We start from the raw sequence: 16,662 nt of genomic DNA, 5'->3' as shown, positions 1-16,662 counted from the left end.
TTCGCAGCAGACAGCCGGGGATTGACGCACCGGTCACCGCCCGGTTAGACCCTTAAGGATTTTCCGAACGATGCGCTCGTGCCGCGCGAGCGCCTCTTCGAGCGTGCTGGCGCCATAGCTCTCGTTGTCATCCCCCACTTCCATTCCGGCGATTCGCGTCACGAAGAGCGCGGGTTCGCCGGCCCTCGTGTCGGCCACACCGCGAAAGCGTGTCGTGACCGTCACGCCGGATTCTTCGAGCAACGTGCGGCGAAAGATCAATTCGTTCTCTGCCATCCAGCGCGACCACTCGCTGCGGTCGAACACCTCGACAGGCCTGTTCTTCGCATCGAGGACGTAGAAGCGACTAGAGGTAGGCGCCGGTGCCATAGCGCCTCATGCGCCGAGGACGTCCTGAAGCCGCTGAACGACGTCCGGCCATCCTTTGCCCATGCCTTGGAATGCCGCCTTGCCGAGCGGCGAATCGAGATCGAAGCCCTTGTGCTCGAGTGACAGGCGCGTACCGCTTCCTTCGGCTTCGAGCCGCCACGTGATCGTCGTGTTCAGCGTGCCCGGTGCGAAGGAATAGGACAGCAGCCGTTCATGCTCGACGGCAACGACTTCACAGGGCTGCACGCCCCACGGTCCCATATCCAGCGTGAAGCGATGCCCGACGACCGCGCGTACGTCGCCAGCCGCCCACCATCTGGCGTGAATCGCAGGGTCGGTCAGGGCAGTCCAGACCCTGGCCGGCGGGTGCGGAATGAAACGCGTGAGCTGGATGAGTCCGGGTTCTGTCATTGCGTATCCTTGTCGAGTATTTCAGTGAGGGCATCGAGGCGCTGCTCCCAATACCCCTCGAACGGATGCAGCCACTCCGCGAGCTCTCTCAGCCTGCCTGCGTTCAATCCATAAAGGCGCTGACGTCCACTCGCCTGCTCTGTGACGAGGCCGGCAAGGCGCAAGACTTGCAGGTGCTCGGAAATCGCCGGGCGGTTCACGGCGAACGAGGACGCGATCTCCCCGGCTGCACGCGGGCCACCGCGCAGCATTTCGAGGATGCGCCTGCGCGTCGGGTTCGCAATCGCCCCAAAGACATCAGTCGTAGTCATACGCAGAGGATACGTCGGAAATCTCCGACGCGTCAAATGGCTTATGTGCTGATCAGGTAGGACGTAGCGCGCGATCCAGGTCGCCGAGCAAGCGGTCGATCACCGCGCGATCAGGCTTGTAGTACACCCAGTTTTTGATCTTCTTCGAGGTGACCAACCCTGCCGTTGCCAGCGTTTGCATATGCGTGGTTACCGTGGGCTGCGTCAGACCGATCTTCTCGGTGATGAAACTCACACAGACACCGTCCTTCACAAGGTCAGCGTCCCGCTGCGGCGGGAAATGCTTTTCCGGCTCCGTTAGCCAGATCAGTATCGTCAGGCGATGGCGGTTTGAGAGTGCATTCAGCGCGTCCTGCAGCCAGCTCTCGTAGAGGTTGTCGATTTTCGGCATGGCTCAAAATCCCCTTGACGTGAGCTAACTATATCGTATTCTTTCTATATAGACATTTCTCGATATAGGTCAGCTATGACGACAACCGCGATGGCTTCCACAACCACGCAGTCGATCACGCGCACGATGAGTGTTGCCGTCGTCTTCACGCTCTTCGTAGCGGTCGCGTTCGGTTTTGGGCTCTATCTTTTCGCCCTGATCGTGCCGGTGATGCGGCACAGTCTCGGGTTCGAATATACGGCGATTGGCATCGTCACCGGCGGAGCGCAGACCGCGTACCTCATTGCGGCGCTGGTTTGTCCGCGCCTCGTCAAGCGGTTCGGCGAGGGTCAGGTTATCGTGGGCGCCGTCGCTGCGGCGGCATTGTTGCTGCTGTTCTTTGCAGGGGTCCAGAGCGTCTTGTCAGTCGGCCTCGTTCTTGCGGGCCTTGGCGCCACTGCGGCTTTCATGATGGTCCCGACCGTCGGCGCAATTTCAGAGACGGTCCCATTTTGCTACCGGTCCCGCGTCAACGGTCTTGTATCCAGCGGTACGGCCTATGGGCAATTCGCGAACGGCATGCTGGTGACGTGGTTGTTGCCGAGGCACAGCTGGCAGTGGATATGGATCGTGGCAGGCTCGACATCGCTCGCCATTGCGCTTGGCGGACTGCTTGCGCTTCGGCGGTTCGCTCCACAGGTCTTCGTCCGTAAGGCGCCACAGCGCACAGAGACTCGCCGCCCATCCGGCAGCCGGTGGCATCTGGTGACGCGCAGCAATCTGACCGTCTGGACACTGCTGGCATTGAGCGGAATGGCGTGCGGGCCGTGGCAAAACTACCTGTCGAGCTTCCTGGTCGATGAGCAGGCGCACTCCCTGGAAACGATCGGGCAAGTCTGGTCGATCATCGGTGTGGTCGGGCTTTTCAGCGGATTTGCGGCGGGCATGGCTGCTGACAAGGCCGGCGTGCGGATTGCCCTCGCGCTCTCCTACGCTGCGCTCGCCGGCTCCGGCCTCCTGATCGCTTTCCATACGGCAGTCTGGCAATTGCGAGCGGCCGCCTTGTGTTTCGGCCTGTCGTTCTACGCAATCTACGGACTGATTCCCGCCTATATCAGCAAGACTGTCGACCCTCGCTCAGCGACTACGGTGTTTGCTGTTGCCAATGTCTTTTTGGGTCTTGGCACGACATTGGGCAACGTGACTGGAGGAAGTTTTCCAGGCTGGTTAGGATCGCTTAAGACTGTCTACATCACCGCATCGGCACTTGCATGCGTGGGGATGGTACTCACCACGGTCCTACGTGACGAACGAAGAGTCGGCTCCTGATACGCAAGGCAGGCCGCTGGCACCGACGACCTGGCAGCGGCGCGGCTTGAATTGCCCCGTTGGAAAGGGGCATCGCCACATAGTGCATGCCGTGCCCGTGATGTCATTGAGCAGATTTACGCGCTACCGGCAGCGCTGCCGGGCTGAGCGCCCAGTCCGTCGCCGCATCGAACAATGTCTCGCCGTCAGCACTCAACTTTTCGAATGACCGGTTACCAAGGAATAGCGCGACTCGACGAGCCGGCGCGATAAAGTCGTAATCCATGGTGGCGCCCTTCTCATAGGCGAACACGACGGCGTGCGACGGTTCACCGGGAACGGTCGCGATCACCGTCGCGCCGGGTCCAGGCTTGCCCCAGCCCATTTCGTCGTCGCGTGGATAGACCCAACGCTTTCCTGCGGGTACGCCACCGGCGATCGGGCTCGGCGCATTGACCACGTTGATGTAGTGCTCCTTCTCCAGTTCGCCGAAATCTTCGCCCTTCTTCTGGCCGGTGAACCGCAACGAATCGTAGAGATCGGATTCCCAGGTGAGAAGCGGAACCGGCACGTCGCGAAACGCCGTGCCCACCATGTCGCGGGCGCTGACCACCGAAGAGATGATCACCAGATCCATGCCATTCGCTGCGCTTGCCGGCGTGCTTTCGTCCACCATGGTGACCGACATGCCGCGAGATTCCAGGTGGGTTCGTACCTTGTCATCTTCCTCGCGATCACGGTGGGAAAGCCTGGTCACATAGAGAACACGCTTGTGTAGCGCGATGCCCGCCGACGAGTCTGCTGGAGCGGACTGCGCCATGACGTCATGCGAAAAGCCCGCCGCACCCACAGCAAACACAAGCGCGGCAACCAGCATGCCCCGATGAAGAGACGTCGTTGAAGTGTGGGAACTGCGAGTCGCAGCGGACCGGGCACGAAGAGCGAAAGTGAACATGATGAACAGGAGCAGGTTTATGCCGGCACGTTGGCCAGCCCGTTTCAGAAGTCGAAGGTCGAGGTGAGAATGACGGTGCGTACGAGTCCGATACCCAGTTGGCTCGCCCCCGCCGATGCCAGGTAGCCAGCCTCCGCGTTATTCCTCAGAAGTCAGCCGACGCCGACACCCAGAACGTGCGTGGCATCCCGCTGATGACATAGCCCGTCGGGTTGGCCTGCCAGTAGTACCTGTTGAACAGGTTCGTCACGTTGGCTCTGAGGGTGATGTCGCGACCGCCGATTTTGGTCGTATAGCGGCCGCCGAGATCAACGCGCGTCCAGCTCGGCACGTGCTGGAGGTTGTCCTGGCTGACATAGGCTTCGCCGGTGTAGATGACCCGCCCAGTCAGCGTAAAACCCGGAATGAACGGCGTGTCCCATTCCGCGCCCACGTTGGCCTGGAATGACGGCGCGCCAACCGCGTGGTTGCCGTCGTACGCGCCGCCCTGCGTACGTTCGAGCCGGGCGTCGAGCCACGTTGCGCCGCCGAGAACGCGCACGCGTTGCCCGAGCTTTCCGAAGCCCGAAAGCTCGATGCCTCGGTTGCGCTGCTCGCCGTCGAGACTGTAGATCTTCGTGACCGGGTCGACCACGCCGCTTGGCACCTTGATCTGGAAAAAGCTCAGCGTCGCGCCGAAGTTGCCGAGATCGAGCTTGGATCCCACTTCGACCTGCTTCGACTTGTACGGTGCGAAGACTGCGTTTGGATTGGCGGCATCTGCGGGCGGTGAGGAGCCAGGTGTCAGCGCTTCGATATAGTTCGCGTAGAACGACAGCTGGTCGATCGGTCGGATCAGGAGCGCAAACGAAGGCGTCACCGCCGACTGGTTGTAGTGGTAAGTCGTCGCGCCAGAGACCGCGTAGTTGCTGCTGTCGACCCACTGCTGGCGCACGCCCGCCGTGAACTGCACCATGCCGCTCATGACCGACAGCGTATCGGCGACGGCAATGCTGCGCAGCGTTTGCGAGCTGTCCTTGGCTTCCGGCGACGAGGACACGGCATCGCCCGGGCTCGACACGCGCACCGGCGAATAGATATTCGTCAGGTAGCTGCCATAGGTGGTCTGACCGAACCAGGTCGTCTGTTGCAGCGAGCTTCCGCTGACCACGAACTGATGATCCACCGGCCCCGTCTTGAAGCGCGCCCTCACGCCGGCCTCAGCGGAAACCGCGCGCGATTTGCCCTCCTGGTAGCGCGAAGTGGAGCGCGCATCGCCCTGCGCGTTCAGCAGCGTCGCACCCGGATCTTCGAGTTTGTCGTAGCCGAACTGGTTGGCGCCGACCGCACCGAACAACGTCACGTTCGATGTCAGGTCGTATTCCACGCGCCCCATTGCCGTGAGGCTGTGCGAATTCGAATACGAGAAGGTCTGCGCAAGATTGATCGTCGGGTCGGGCGCGCCGGGCATCGCGATCCCGGTCAGCGGCGTGTAGCCCCGCGCGGCCGCACGCATGTAGTCCTCCTGGTAAATGACGTCGCCCGATGCGCGCAGCCGCTGGCCGCGATAGTCGAGCCCCACGGAGAAGGCGTTGTTCCTGCGATATTGCTCGTCGATGGGTGTATCGCCCTCGCGATGCGCCGCGTTGACACGAATGCCGAATGCGTTGTCCGGCCCGAAGCGCCGACCGATATCGGCGTGAGCGCCGAACACGGAGTTCGATATGTACTCACCCGTCAGGCGCGTGAGCGGCTCATCGTCGGCCCGCTTCGTGACCAGATTGACGCTTCCGCCCACGCTGCCTTGCGGCAGCATGCCATTGAGCAGCGCGCCCGGTCCCTTGAGGATTTCCACGCGCTCGATCGGGTCCGGACCGACGCGATAGTCAGGTACGAGACCATACAGACCGTTGAGCGACATCTCGTCGTTTTCGACGCGCAGCCCACGAATCGTCAGCGCGTCGTAACGGTTGCTGCTGTCGATCGCCGCGCGCACTGAAGGGTCCGTGGTCGTGAGCAGTTCGGCGACACTTGTCGACTGCTCGTCGCGAATCAGCTTTTCGGTGTAACTCGCGATGCTGAACGGCGTGTCCATGTAGTCGCGCTCGCCAAGCAAGCCGACGCTCGCCCCACGTGCGACCTGGCCGCCAGCATAGGGCGCCGTCACTGATTCGGCGACCCGGCTGGCAACAACCGCCATTGTCGGAAGCACGGCTTCGGGCGCGCCAGTGGAGGCGGAACGAAACGAGTAGCTCCCGTCGGTCTGCCTCACCGCTTCGAGGCCCGTGCCGGACAGCAGCTTCTGGAAGGCTTCGTCGACGGAGTACGTACCCGACACGCCATTGCTGGTCTTACCCGCAGTCAGTTCACCCGGCACGCTGATCAATACGTCGGCCTGATCGGCCAGACGGTTCAAGGCACCCGAAAGCGGGCCGCGCGGCACATCGTATCGCCGCACAGTTGCGCTCGTTGCCGCATTGCCGGTTGTTTGCGCATGGGCCAACGACATGCCGCCGCCCGCTCCCGCGAGCAGGGCGCCAAGCACGGCGAGGCAAATTACGCGCGGCGCCGGGCGCCTTGTCTTTGCAAGCGCGGGTTCTTTTTGTTTGCTGCTCCGAACTGTGCCGGGGATGTTCCGGCGGCGGTCTAACGGCTGGCGACGCATAAGGCGCTTCTTCCTCGAGATGAATATGAACTCGGGAGGCCCATCGCACGGTATCGTCGTCCGCTCCCCTGCTGCACTCGCGCGCGTTTGACGGTCCGATGAGTCCTCTTTCATCTACAAATCGAACGAGGACGAAAAAAGCGAACTCATCTGGAAATTTTTTTCGACTGCGGCTCATCGCGGTTCGATGGTCGTCCACCACGGCAGCGTTCTTCGAATCGAAATCGGCAGGTCGCGAGCGAGCATCGCCAATGTCTGATCCGGGTTACCGGTCGGGAAACGTCCCACGACGCGAATGTCCGCCACGCGCGGATCGACGCCAATGTGGCCGCGCTGATAGCGGCCAAGTTCATCGATCAACATGGCCAGTGAAATGTCGTCGGCGAGAATCACGCCATGGGACCAGGCCTCGCGTGCGGGATCCGCCGCGACCGCGCTGGAAATGGTGTCGCCGGTAAACGAGCGCTGCTTGCCGGCGCCGACGCGTTCCGTGATGCCGGAGCGTGTTCGGATCTCCACCAGTCCTTCGAAGACTGACAGTTCGGTGAAGGAAGACGTCTGACGCACCGTGAAACGTGTGCCGAGAGCCTGCATCCGCCCATGTCGGGTGTCGACGTAGAACGGCCTGGCGCGCGGGTCCGTGCCGGTGTCGACCAGGATTTCACCGGCCTTCAGCGTGAGCAGGCGGCGTGTATCGTCATAGTCGACATCGAGCGCGCTATCCGTGTTGATCCAGACACGCGTGCCGTCGGCAAGCACGACATCCCGCTGCTCCCCAACCCCTGTGTGGTAATCCGAACGCCAGGCGACGACCAGTGCTGGCACGGGCGTGAATCGCCATGTCAGCCACGCCGTCAGCCCTGCTCCGCTCAACGCCGTGAGGCACGCAAGCACGCGCCTGCGGCTGGCTGCCTGCTTCGCAGAGACGCGCACCGCGACGGCGGCCGCCTCGCGCTCAGCCTCGCTCTGCGCCCGCAAAGGAGCGAACCGGCGGCTGACCGATTCGATATGCGCCCACGCGCGGCGATGCCGGGGAGAAGCAGCAAGCCACTCACTCCAGGCCCTACGCTGCTGGCCGCCTTCCCCAGCGGCCTGCAACGCGGCGTACCAGTTGGCAGCCTCCTCGAGGCTCTCGAAGTCGGCCTCGACGGCGTCCGTCACGGGCAAACGAGGCGTGCTCCCCATGTTCTAGTGCGTCAAACCCGCGTCGAACAGCGCGAGGTGCAGCATTGCCTGGGCCAGGTACTTCTGGACCATGCGATCGGAGACGCCAAGCTCGGCCGATATTTCACGCGTAGTCATGCCGTGAATCTGCGCCATGATGAACGCCGTGCGCACCTTCTCCGACAGGCGTGCAATGAGCGCCCCAACTTCCATCAACGATTCGATGATGACGGCGCGATATTCAGGCGACGGTTCGAAAGGTTCCGGCTGCGCGGCGAGCGTATCGAGCCACGCCTGCTCGACCTGGCGCCTGCGCCAGAGATCAATGCACATGCCCTGCGCCATTGTCCGCAGGTAGGCGCGCGCCTCACCCTGACTGGCGAAGCTCATGGTGGCCGGCTTGACGATCAGGCGCAGAAAGGCGTCGTGAGCGAGGTCCGCCGCATCGGCCGCGTCGCCCAGGCGCCGACGCAACCAACCCTGCAGCCAGCCATGGTGGGCCTGATAGAGGTCCTGCACCTCGCCATGGACAGTCGGTTGTACGGCGCTCATCGCGCTACCCTTTTCAACAATTCGCGGGACGCGCGGTTCGCGCAAACCCCTTTGGAGTCCGAATTCATTACGCTGGCTTGCGGCTGAAGATGTGCGCGCTGAACCACCCGCGCTGCCGGCATTCCACCGGGTTCGTCTTACACGTCGTTCTACCGACGATCCCCCACTATGCGTAACGAGAATTGTTCGCATTGTAAGTAGCGTTTACAAATATTGCAATCGGCCTTCGCTTAGGAGCGAGCGAATTTATAGGGGGCAAATCAAGCGCCTGTCGGCATCCGATCGACATTACATGACAATGCTTCTTGTTTAACTAGAGTGAATGTCGTCGAAATCCCATCCAATTTCTGCGATCTGCACGCGTGGCTTCAGAAAACGCTTGACATAACCTTACATTTGCGAATAATTCTCATTCTCCTGTGAGTGCTTAAATCGGGGACGGCAGCAAGAGAGCATGGAGCGTCACACCTGAATCCGGGTGCCCCAGAGCGTCGCGCGCGACTACGGTCGGCAGGGATATCCGGACACGGTGAATCCGCATCGAGCGTCATGAGGTCCGCCATAACAATGATGAGAACAAGGAAGCAACCAATGATTAGCAGTACGTATTGCCACCACACAGAATTTCTACGACATCCCGCCCGGCCTCGACCCAGAATCCTCGTGACCGCGGCGCAGCTAGTCTTTACGGGGGCGCTCACCGTTGCTTTCTCACCGGCTTCGCATGCGGAGGAACCCGCGCAAGCTACACCCGAGGCAAAGGATTCGCAGCAGACGCTCCCCGCAGTCGTCGTAAAGGCTGCCGCGCAACCCGATCAACTCCCGGCACCCTACGCTGGTGGACAGGTGGCAAAGGGAGGCCGCGTCGGTCTCCTCGGCAACAAGAACGTCATGGACACGCCCTTCAGCATGACCAGTTACACCTCGAAGCGGATACAGGATCAGGAAGCCGCGACGATTGCCGACGTGCTGAACAAGGATCCGTCGATCCGCTTCACGGGCCAGACGGGCGGCGTGACCGACTCATTCTTTATTCGCGGATTCCCGATCAACGAAGGCAACATCAGCGAATTCGCGTTCGATGGCGTTTACGGCGTCGTGCCGAACTATCACGTCTTTCCCGAATACGTCGAGCGCGTCGAGGTGATCAAGGGGCCGGCCGCCCTGCTCTACGGCATGTCGCCGAACAGCGGCGTGGGCGGCGTGGTCAACATCGTGCCGAAGCGTCCGCTCGATCAGGACCTCACGCGCGTGGGCCTCGACTACACCTCGGATTCGCAGGTCGGCGGACACGTCGACATCAGCCGCCGGTTCGGCAACGAACGCCAGTTCGGCATCCGTTTCAACGGATTGCATCGGCAAGGCGGCACGCCGCTCGACAACCAGAAGTCACGCGCGGAAGTGGGTGCGCTTTCGCTTGACTATCAGGGAGAACGCTTTCGCGCGACGCTCGATTTCATTGAGCAGTACCAATGGATCGACGCGCCGACGCGTCCATTCCTGCTCGCGTCTGGCATCGCGGTGCCGCCTGCGCCCGATGGCGCGCGCAATGTCACGCAGTCGTGGGGATGGTGGAAGTCGCTCGATCAGTCCGTGCTGCTGCATACCGAATATGACGCGACGCAAAACGTCACGGTCTTCGCGGATGCCGGCACCGCAAAAACCGATGTTTCGCGCCTCTCCGACCAGACACCGACGATCCTGAACGCAGCAGGCGACACGCGCTCGACGCCGCAGAACTGGAAATTCCAGGTCAATCGCTGGAGCGCGGACACAGGCGCGCGTGCACACTTCGACACCGGCCCGGTCTCGCATTCGCTCACGCTAATGGCGAGCATTTACGGCGATCGCATCGCCAACGGCAGCAATTCGGGTACCGCGATCCTGTCGAACATCTACTCGCCGATCGCCAGTCCGGAACAGGACATCGCCTCGCCCTCGCGCGTGCCCAAGGTCTCGTCCTCGCAGCTCTACGGTGTGGCGCTCGCCGATACGCTGAGCGTGCTGAACGATCGTGTGCAGCTTACGGCAGGCGTGAGGCAGCAGCAGGTCCAGTCGGACAACTTCAACACGACCACGGGCGCGAAGTCGTCTTCGTACGACAAGGGCGCGGTGACGCCGCTCGTCGGCATCGTGTTCAAGCCGGTCGAGCATGTGTCGCTGTACGCGAACTACGTCGAAGGTCTGAGCCGCGGCGACATCGCGCCGACCACGGCCTCGAACGCGGGCCAGGTATTCGCACCGTACAAGGCAAAGCAGGAAGAAGTTGGCGTGAAGCTCGACTATCACAGCCTCATGGCGACGCTCGCGGCTTTCCGTATCACGAAGCCGAGCGGGCAGCTCTACGGCACGCTTTACGCAGTAGACAGCGAGCAGCGCAACCAGGGGCTCGAATTGACGTTTGCAGGCGAGCCTGTGAAGGGCATCCGGTTGCTCGGCGGCGTCACGTACATCAATGCTGAGCTCACGAAGACCAACAGCGCTTCGACTGTCGGGAACCGCCCCGTCGGCGTGCCCCAATGGATGGCCAACGTGGGCACCGAATGGGATCTTCCGTGGGTATCTGGCCTCACGCTGACCGGCGGCGTCAATTTCACGGGACAGGAATACTTCGATCAAGCGAACACACAGTCGGTGCCTTCGTGGACGACCGTGGATCTCGGCGCGCGCTACACCATGTCGATCCATGGAAAGTCGACGACGTTCCGCGCCGGCCTACTCAACGCGTTCAATCGCAAGTACTGGTCGGGTGTCGCCTCGTACGGCACGATCTCGCTTGGGGCGCCGCGCACGGTGTTTGCATCCGCCACAGTGGACTTCTGAAGCGGATGGGCGAATTGCCTTTTGGTAGGGACGATCCCGCTCGATGCGCGGTGTGCGAATCTCGCGCACCGTCCATCTGCCTTTCATTGGTCCGGCAATCTGTAATAGGACCGCAAGGCAATGGTCGCAGATGTCTACTTGCCGCTGCTTTTGCCACCGACGCCGACCTTGCCGCGCCCGACCTTGCGATGCGGCGCAGAGGGGCGCTGCCCTTTCCTGGAGCCAGCCGCCAACGAGATGTGCTCCACAGGGTAGCGTGTTGTCCTGTGCGATGCGGCCTGATGAGCGGGATCGTGCGGATCGATGCGTTTGATACCCGACATGACTGGAACCTCCTCAGAGGCGTAGGTGTCGCTAAAACTGCCCTCAATGATTTCAACGATCTGATAACAGGGTAACGCATATACTGCGGGATTCACCCAACAGCGCAACACACAGGCAGAATCAGGACAGACGCAGCGAAACTTCCGTGCCCCCCGACCGGAGCCGTCCGGATGGACTTTAACGTCGGCCTCTTCGAAGTCCTGTTGCTCGTTTCAGCATTGGTGGCAATGCTCGTGCGGCGCTTGCATATGCCGTACAGCGTCGGTCTGGTCATCGCTGGAATCGCCCTCTCGTTCCTGGCTTCTTCCCGATTTCCCGTTATCCCTCTCAACGAAGATTTCATCTACAACGTACTGCTGCCGCCGCTCATTTTCGAGGCGGCGTTTCATATGCGCTGGGGTGAAATTCGCAGGGACTTCGTCGTAGTCCAGACGTTAGCTATCGTCGGCGTGCTCGTATCAGCCGGCGTAACGGCAATGGGCATGCATTACTTGTTGCACTGGGAATGGATTTCCGGCCTGCTCTTCGGCATGCTGATTGCCGCCACGGATCCCGTCTCTGTTCTGGCGAGTTTCAGGGAAGCCCGCGTGGCGGGACGCTTCAGGCATTTGATGGAGGCAGAAAGCCTCTTCAACGACGGGACGGCAGCGGCAGGCTTTCGCGTTGTGCTGGCATTCGTGGGTGGCGCGCACGTTCATCCGCTCGACGTGCTGAGAATATCCGGCATCGTGCTTCTCGGATCGGTCCTTTGTGGCTTGCTGATCGGCAACGTGGTGCTGTCACTGCTACACCGCACCGACGATCACCTCGTCGAGATTGCATTTGCGATGATCGCGGCCTATGGGTCGTTTCTGCTCGCCGAAAACCTTCACCTGTCCGGTGTGCTGGCGACGCTGGTTGCGGGTCTCGTGATGGGGACGCGCAATGCGGTCAATCCGATGACGAAGAGAGGCCGGGAAGCCGTCGAGAACGTGCTTGAATACGCGGTATTTTCCGCAAATTCATTCATCTTTCTCTTCATTGGCATTCAGCAGGCTCAGCGGGAGTACGAAACGGTGTGGGCTTCGATCGGCATCGCCGTGGTAATCGTGATGTTGGCCCGCGCTGTGGCTGTCTACCCGTGCTGCATGCTCTTCTCGCGCACGTCGCTGCGCATCGACGTGCGGCATCAACATATCCTGTTCTGGGGCGGAATGCGCGGTGCTCTCGCCCTGGCGCTCGCAATGGGCTTGCCGCCCGGCGTGCCGCGTCGCGAAGAAATCGTCACCGTGTCCTTTGCCGTAGTCGCCTTTTCGATTTTCGTTCAGGGCACGACGATGACCGTGCTCCTGCGGCGATTGCGAATCGTGTAACGCTACGCCCAGCGCGATGCAGACTTCAGTGGAGCATCGTGACTGGTGTGGAAGTCAGTCGCCATAGCCTGGCGAGGACCGCCCATCTGTGGAAAAAGCCGAGGTGGCTTGCGTCAAGCACCACGATATCCGCATGGCCCTTCTCCGCACACTGTGCGATGGTGCGCTCCGCAGGCCCGAACACGCGTTTCCATGTGTACGGGACGCCAGCATCATCGAGAATCGCCCGCGTCTGCATGAGCGCATCGAGCGCCGCCTGCTTCTCCCGTCGGTGCAGTGCCGCCGGTGAATGAAACGCTACGGCGCGGCCTTGCGCGACATCGTCGAGCACTTCGACGATCTCGACCTCGGATACGCATCGCTCCGCAAACAGGAACGCTCCGTGACGCGCCGCTTCGGTTGCCCCTTTGGTCCCGAGCACGGGGATAAGCAGTTTCAGCACAGCCAACCTCACCGGTAAGTCAATTTCAGCTTGATTGAATCACGGACCTCGCCAGGATCACGTAAAAGTACGAGGAGCGCGTGTAAAAATCCCGTTAACATCGCTGCTCACCTGACACCGACCAGGCAATACCCAACGCCCGTCTCCGTCACGATGTGTTCTGGCCGCGCCGGGTTCCGCTCGAGTTTGTGGCGGAGGTTTCCCATATAGATCCGCAGATAGTTCGCGTTTTGCGCATGGGCGGGCCCCCACACCTGCTCCAGCAGTTGGCGATGGGTGAGCACACAGCCTGCATGGCGAACGAGCGTGACCAGCAGGCGATACTCGATGGGCGACAAATGGATCGTCTCGCCGTTGCGCTGTACCGACCTCGCCGCCAGATCGATCGTCACCGCGCCGAACGATACCCTCGCCGAATCCGGGGTCACCAAGCGATCCTGTCTGCGCAGGTGCGCCCGGATTCGCGCCAGCAATTCGGCGATACCGAATGGCGTGGTCATGTAGTCGTCAGCCCCGGCATCGAGCGCCATCACCTTGTCGTTTTCCCGCGAGCGGGCCGACAGCACGATGACCGGCACAGCGGACCAGCCGCGCAGTTGCCGGATCACCTCCACACCATCGATATCCGGCAACACCGGATCGATGATCACCAGATCCGGTCTGGCGGTGGCGGTGATGGCGAGCCCCTCCTGCCCGGTGCTCGCATCGAACACGCGCATTACCTCGCTTTCCAGTGCAGCTCGCACATACCGGCGAATCTGCCTGTCATCCTCGATCAGGACAACCGTAACGGCCGGATCGCTCATGACATCACAGGCGATTCACGGTACCGCCGGAGACGTCCGACGACGGGCTCTGGGACGTCCCCGTGCCGGGCAGTTCCGGGACGTCGGTTTCCGTCGGCGGAGTTTCATCCGCGGGCAGCATGAACCAGAAACAGGCGCCAAGCACTTTACCGTTCATATCGGTGCGGTTCGACGCACCTATCCTGCCCCCGTGCGCTTCGACGATCGCGCGGCTGATGGCAAGTCCCAGCCCCATGCCCGGCTGCGCCGACTCCTTCTCGCCACGGGTGAACTTGTCGAACACCCGTGATTCCATTCCCGCAGGCAGCCCCGGCCCGCTATCAGAGACCTCGACCCGCACGTACCGGTGTGCCTCTTCCTGCAGCATGGACGCATCAATGGTTAGCGGCGTCCCGGCGGGCGTATATTTGGCCGCGTTCTCGAGCAGATTCGCGCAGAGCCGTTCGACGAGTACCGCGTCGAGCTGCAGAAGGGGGAGATCCGCGGGCACCCGTGCCTGAACCTCGCGGTCCCCCAGCAAGCGCCGGCAGCCGGCCAGCGCAGCGCCGATCACCTCCTCGATCGACGACCACTGCCGGTTCAGCCGCATGCTGCCTTCCTGAAGACGCGCCATGTCGAGCAGATTGATGACGAGTCCATTCATCCTCAGCGCCTCCTCGCGGATCGCCTCCGACAGATCCTGTGCCCTGGGGCCGCCCGACACGGCCACGCCCTGCTCGGCAAGCACCGATGCGAACCCCACGATAGCCGTGAGCGGCGTGCGCAGGTCATGGGAAATCGCGGACAGCAACGAGTTGCGCAGTCGTTCCGATTCCATGCTGACGAGTGCGTCCTGCGCGATCTCGACGTAGTGCACCCGTTCGAGCGCGAGCGCGATCTGCGCGACGAAGCTCTCGAGCATGCGCCGCTGCTCGGGCACTGCGAACTCCGCCATGCGCTCAGACAGCAACGCGATCACGCCGCGCGTGCGCATCGGCGCCTTGAGCGGCAGGTACAGCGCCGTCGCGGCAGGAAGGGTCTCCGTACCGTGACCCGCCTGTTTCTGCTGGTCATAAACCCATTGCGCGATATCGAGATCGACCTCGTTGAGCGCGGTCGCCGGATCGGGATTCTCGACCTTGGGCCGCACCTTCTCCAGGCTATCCGGCAACAGGATCGCCGTGCGCGCCTGGAACACTTCGCTCACGTGACGCATGCCGATCTCGATGATCTGATCCGTCATCAATGCGCCACCCAGTTCGCGCGTCATCGCGAACATCGCCCCCGTGCGGCGCTCGCGCAGCGTGGCGAGATGCGCCTGGCGCTTGAGGCTCGCCGTCAGGTGACTGATCATCAGCGACGTCACCAGCATCACGCCGAACGTGAGCAGATATTGTGTATCGGCGACCGTGAACGACATGCGCGGCGGCACGAAAAAGAAGTCGAACGCCGCCACGCCAAGAAACGAGAACAGCACACCTGGCCCGCGCCCGAGCCGTGCGGCCGTGAAAACAGCGCCGAGCAGGTAGAGCATCACGAGATTGGTCTGCGCGATCCGGTCAAGCAGCATGCTGGCGATTGCCGTAATGGCCGCACAGATCGCGAATGCGTAGGCGTACGAAGCGGGCGTGGAGCGGTGGGCTCCCGAATCGGGGCCCGCAAACCCGCTCACGGCATCGTGGCGCTCCGCGGCTTCGCGCACCGCACCGGAGTTGACGAGCGTGAGGTCGATATCGCGAACCGACCAGACCATTTGCTGAGCAACGGACGGACTGAGGCGCGCGCGCCATCCCCTCACCGATGACGCGCCCACCACCAGCTTCGATACGTTGCGCATGCGAGCATAGGCCAGCACCGTGGGCGCGACCTCGTCGCCCTGCAGCGTGACAGTTTCCGCGCCCAGCTCAGAAGCGAGCTTGAGCGCGTCGAGCGTGCGCTTGCGAACGGCATCGGGCAGCCGCGCAAGCCTGGGCGTCTCGACGTAGACCGCCAGCCAATCCGCTTTCTGGTTCGCAGCGAGGCGCGCCGCCGCTCGCACGAGATTGCTGCTCTCCTGGCCCGCGCCGACGCACACGATGATGCGCTCGCGCGCCTGCCAGATCCGCTCGATCGACTGATCGGCGCGGTACTCGCGCATCTGCGCATCGACGCGGTCAGCCGTGCGGCGCAACGCAAGTTCGCGCAGCGCGATCAGATTGCCCTTGCGAAAGAAATTGCGGACCGCATGCTCCGCCTGCTGCGGCATGTAAACCTTGCCTTCGCGCAGCCGGTCAAGCAGTTCCTCAGGCGGCAGATCGACCAGCGTCACCTCGTCGGCGAGATCGAACACGCGATCGGGTACTGTCTCCCATACGCGGATGCCCGTGATCTGGCCGACCACGTCGTTCAGGCTCTCGAGATGCTGGACGTTGACCGTTGTGAACACATCGATGCCGGCATCCAGCAGTTCCTGCACGTCCTGCCAGCGCTTCGGATGCCGGCTGCCCTGGACGTTCGAATGCGCGAGTTCGTCGACGAGGATCAGTTGCGGCTTGCGCGCAAGCGCGGCGTCGAGATCGAACTCGGCAAGCAGACGGCCGCGATACTCAATGCGCGCCGGTGCGATGACCTCCAGGCCTTCGATCAGTGCGACCGTCTCCTTGCGACCATGCGTTTCGACGATCCCCACGACGACGTCGGCGCCTTCGTCCTTGCGGCGCCGCGCAGCCTGCAGCATCGCAAACGTCTTGCCGACGCCGGCCGAGGCGCCAAAGAATATCTTGAGCCGTCCTCGCTGACTTCTCTCTTCATCGCGCTGCATCCGGTCCAGCAGTTCGTCGGGATCGGGCCGGTTCATCGCACGTCTCCTTGCG

At 62.2% G+C, this 16,662-nt stretch carries 15 protein-coding genes; 3 read left to right on the top strand and 12 right to left on the bottom strand.

Annotated elements, in window-relative coordinates; all coding sequences use genetic code 11:
- Positions 1-33 precede the first annotated feature (33 nt).
- Genes E1N52_RS19440 through E1N52_RS19425 form a run of 4 tightly spaced genes read right to left on the bottom strand, consistent with a single transcriptional unit; the run spans position 34 to position 1,482 of the window.
- Positions 34-369 (bottom strand): hypothetical protein, encoded by a 336-nt coding sequence (locus E1N52_RS19440; RefSeq protein WP_133184359.1) that lies wholly within the window; start codon positions 367-369, stop codon positions 34-36.
- A 6-nt stretch (positions 370-375) separates the two neighbouring features.
- Positions 376-780 carry an SRPBCC family protein gene (locus E1N52_RS19435; protein WP_133184358.1) on the bottom strand — a complete coding sequence of 135 codons (405 nt, stop codon included), beginning with the start codon at positions 778-780 and terminating at the stop codon, positions 376-378.
- Positions 777-1,091, bottom strand: coding sequence for a metalloregulator ArsR/SmtB family transcription factor (locus E1N52_RS19430; RefSeq protein WP_133184357.1), 315 nt, complete (start codon positions 1,089-1,091; stop codon positions 777-779). Before E1N52_RS19430 ends, E1N52_RS19435 begins: the two co-directional genes overlap by 4 nt.
- Before the next feature lie 52 nt (positions 1,092-1,143).
- Positions 1,144-1,482 (bottom strand): ArsR/SmtB family transcription factor, encoded by a 339-nt coding sequence (locus E1N52_RS19425; protein WP_133184356.1) that lies wholly within the window; start codon positions 1,480-1,482, stop codon positions 1,144-1,146.
- A gap of 90 nt (positions 1,483-1,572) precedes the next feature.
- Between E1N52_RS19425 and E1N52_RS19420 the strand changes: the two genes are divergently transcribed.
- A complete protein-coding gene (locus E1N52_RS19420; protein WP_165979416.1) occupies positions 1,573-2,790 on the top strand; it encodes an MFS transporter in 1,218 nt (405 codons plus the stop codon).
- A gap of 103 nt (positions 2,791-2,893) precedes the next feature.
- On the opposite strand, the gene E1N52_RS19415 is transcribed toward E1N52_RS19420, so the two are convergent.
- The 4 genes from E1N52_RS19415 to E1N52_RS19400 all read right to left on the bottom strand — a co-directional run bounded on the left by E1N52_RS19415 (position 2,894) and on the right by E1N52_RS19400 (position 8,084).
- A complete protein-coding gene (locus E1N52_RS19415; RefSeq protein ID WP_133184354.1) occupies positions 2,894-3,646 on the bottom strand; it encodes a hypothetical protein in 753 nt (250 codons plus the stop codon).
- A gap of 223 nt (positions 3,647-3,869) precedes the next feature.
- Positions 3,870-6,212 carry a TonB-dependent receptor gene (locus E1N52_RS19410; RefSeq protein WP_246089136.1) on the bottom strand — a complete coding sequence of 781 codons (2,343 nt, stop codon included), beginning with the start codon at positions 6,210-6,212 and terminating at the stop codon, positions 3,870-3,872.
- 330 nt (positions 6,213-6,542) lie between these two features.
- Positions 6,543-7,529, bottom strand: a complete 987-nt coding sequence (locus E1N52_RS19405) for a FecR domain-containing protein (protein WP_246089135.1) — start codon at positions 7,527-7,529, stop codon at positions 6,543-6,545.
- 27 nt (positions 7,530-7,556) lie between these two features.
- The gene (locus E1N52_RS19400; RefSeq protein ID WP_133184528.1) at positions 7,557-8,084 is read right to left on the bottom strand and encodes a sigma-70 family RNA polymerase sigma factor; all 528 of its coding nucleotides are present in this window, start codon (positions 8,082-8,084) and stop codon (positions 7,557-7,559) included.
- Between the two features lie 591 nt (positions 8,085-8,675).
- Between E1N52_RS19400 and E1N52_RS19395 the strand changes: the two genes are divergently transcribed.
- Positions 8,676-10,907 carry a TonB-dependent receptor gene (locus tag E1N52_RS19395; protein WP_133184351.1) on the top strand — a complete coding sequence of 744 codons (2,232 nt, stop codon included), beginning with the start codon at positions 8,676-8,678 and terminating at the stop codon, positions 10,905-10,907.
- Between the two features lie 134 nt (positions 10,908-11,041).
- Here E1N52_RS19395 and E1N52_RS19390 read toward each other — a convergent pair whose 3' ends face one another.
- Entirely contained in the window at positions 11,042-11,230 is a 189-nt protein-coding gene (locus E1N52_RS19390; RefSeq protein ID WP_133184350.1) for a hypothetical protein, read from the bottom strand.
- Between the two features lie 171 nt (positions 11,231-11,401).
- Between E1N52_RS19390 and E1N52_RS19385 the strand changes: the two genes are divergently transcribed.
- Positions 11,402-12,583, top strand: coding sequence for a cation:proton antiporter (locus E1N52_RS19385; RefSeq protein ID WP_133184349.1), 1,182 nt, complete (start codon positions 11,402-11,404; stop codon positions 12,581-12,583).
- Between the two features lie 25 nt (positions 12,584-12,608).
- Here the strand turns inward: E1N52_RS19385 and E1N52_RS19380 are convergent, their stop codons facing one another.
- The 3 genes from E1N52_RS19380 to E1N52_RS19370 form a co-directional block, all read right to left on the bottom strand.
- Positions 12,609-13,025, bottom strand: a complete 417-nt coding sequence (locus E1N52_RS19380) for a universal stress protein (protein ID WP_133184348.1) — start codon at positions 13,023-13,025, stop codon at positions 12,609-12,611.
- 107 nt (positions 13,026-13,132) lie between these two features.
- Positions 13,133-13,831 carry a response regulator gene (locus tag E1N52_RS19375; protein WP_133184347.1) on the bottom strand — a complete coding sequence of 233 codons (699 nt, stop codon included), beginning with the start codon at positions 13,829-13,831 and terminating at the stop codon, positions 13,133-13,135.
- A 4-nt stretch (positions 13,832-13,835) separates the two neighbouring features.
- Positions 13,836-16,646: a sensor histidine kinase gene (locus E1N52_RS19370; protein WP_133184346.1), complete on the bottom strand. Its 2,811-nt coding sequence runs from the start codon at positions 16,644-16,646 to the stop codon at positions 13,836-13,838.
- Between the last annotated feature and the right edge of the window lie 16 nt (positions 16,647-16,662).

Source organism: Paraburkholderia guartelaensis, from assembly GCF_004353905.1.
Taxonomy (GTDB): domain Bacteria; phylum Pseudomonadota; class Gammaproteobacteria; order Burkholderiales; family Burkholderiaceae; genus Paraburkholderia; species Paraburkholderia guartelaensis.
Note: the sequence above shows the minus strand (reverse complement) of the source record. Positions and strands in the feature narration are given on the sequence as shown.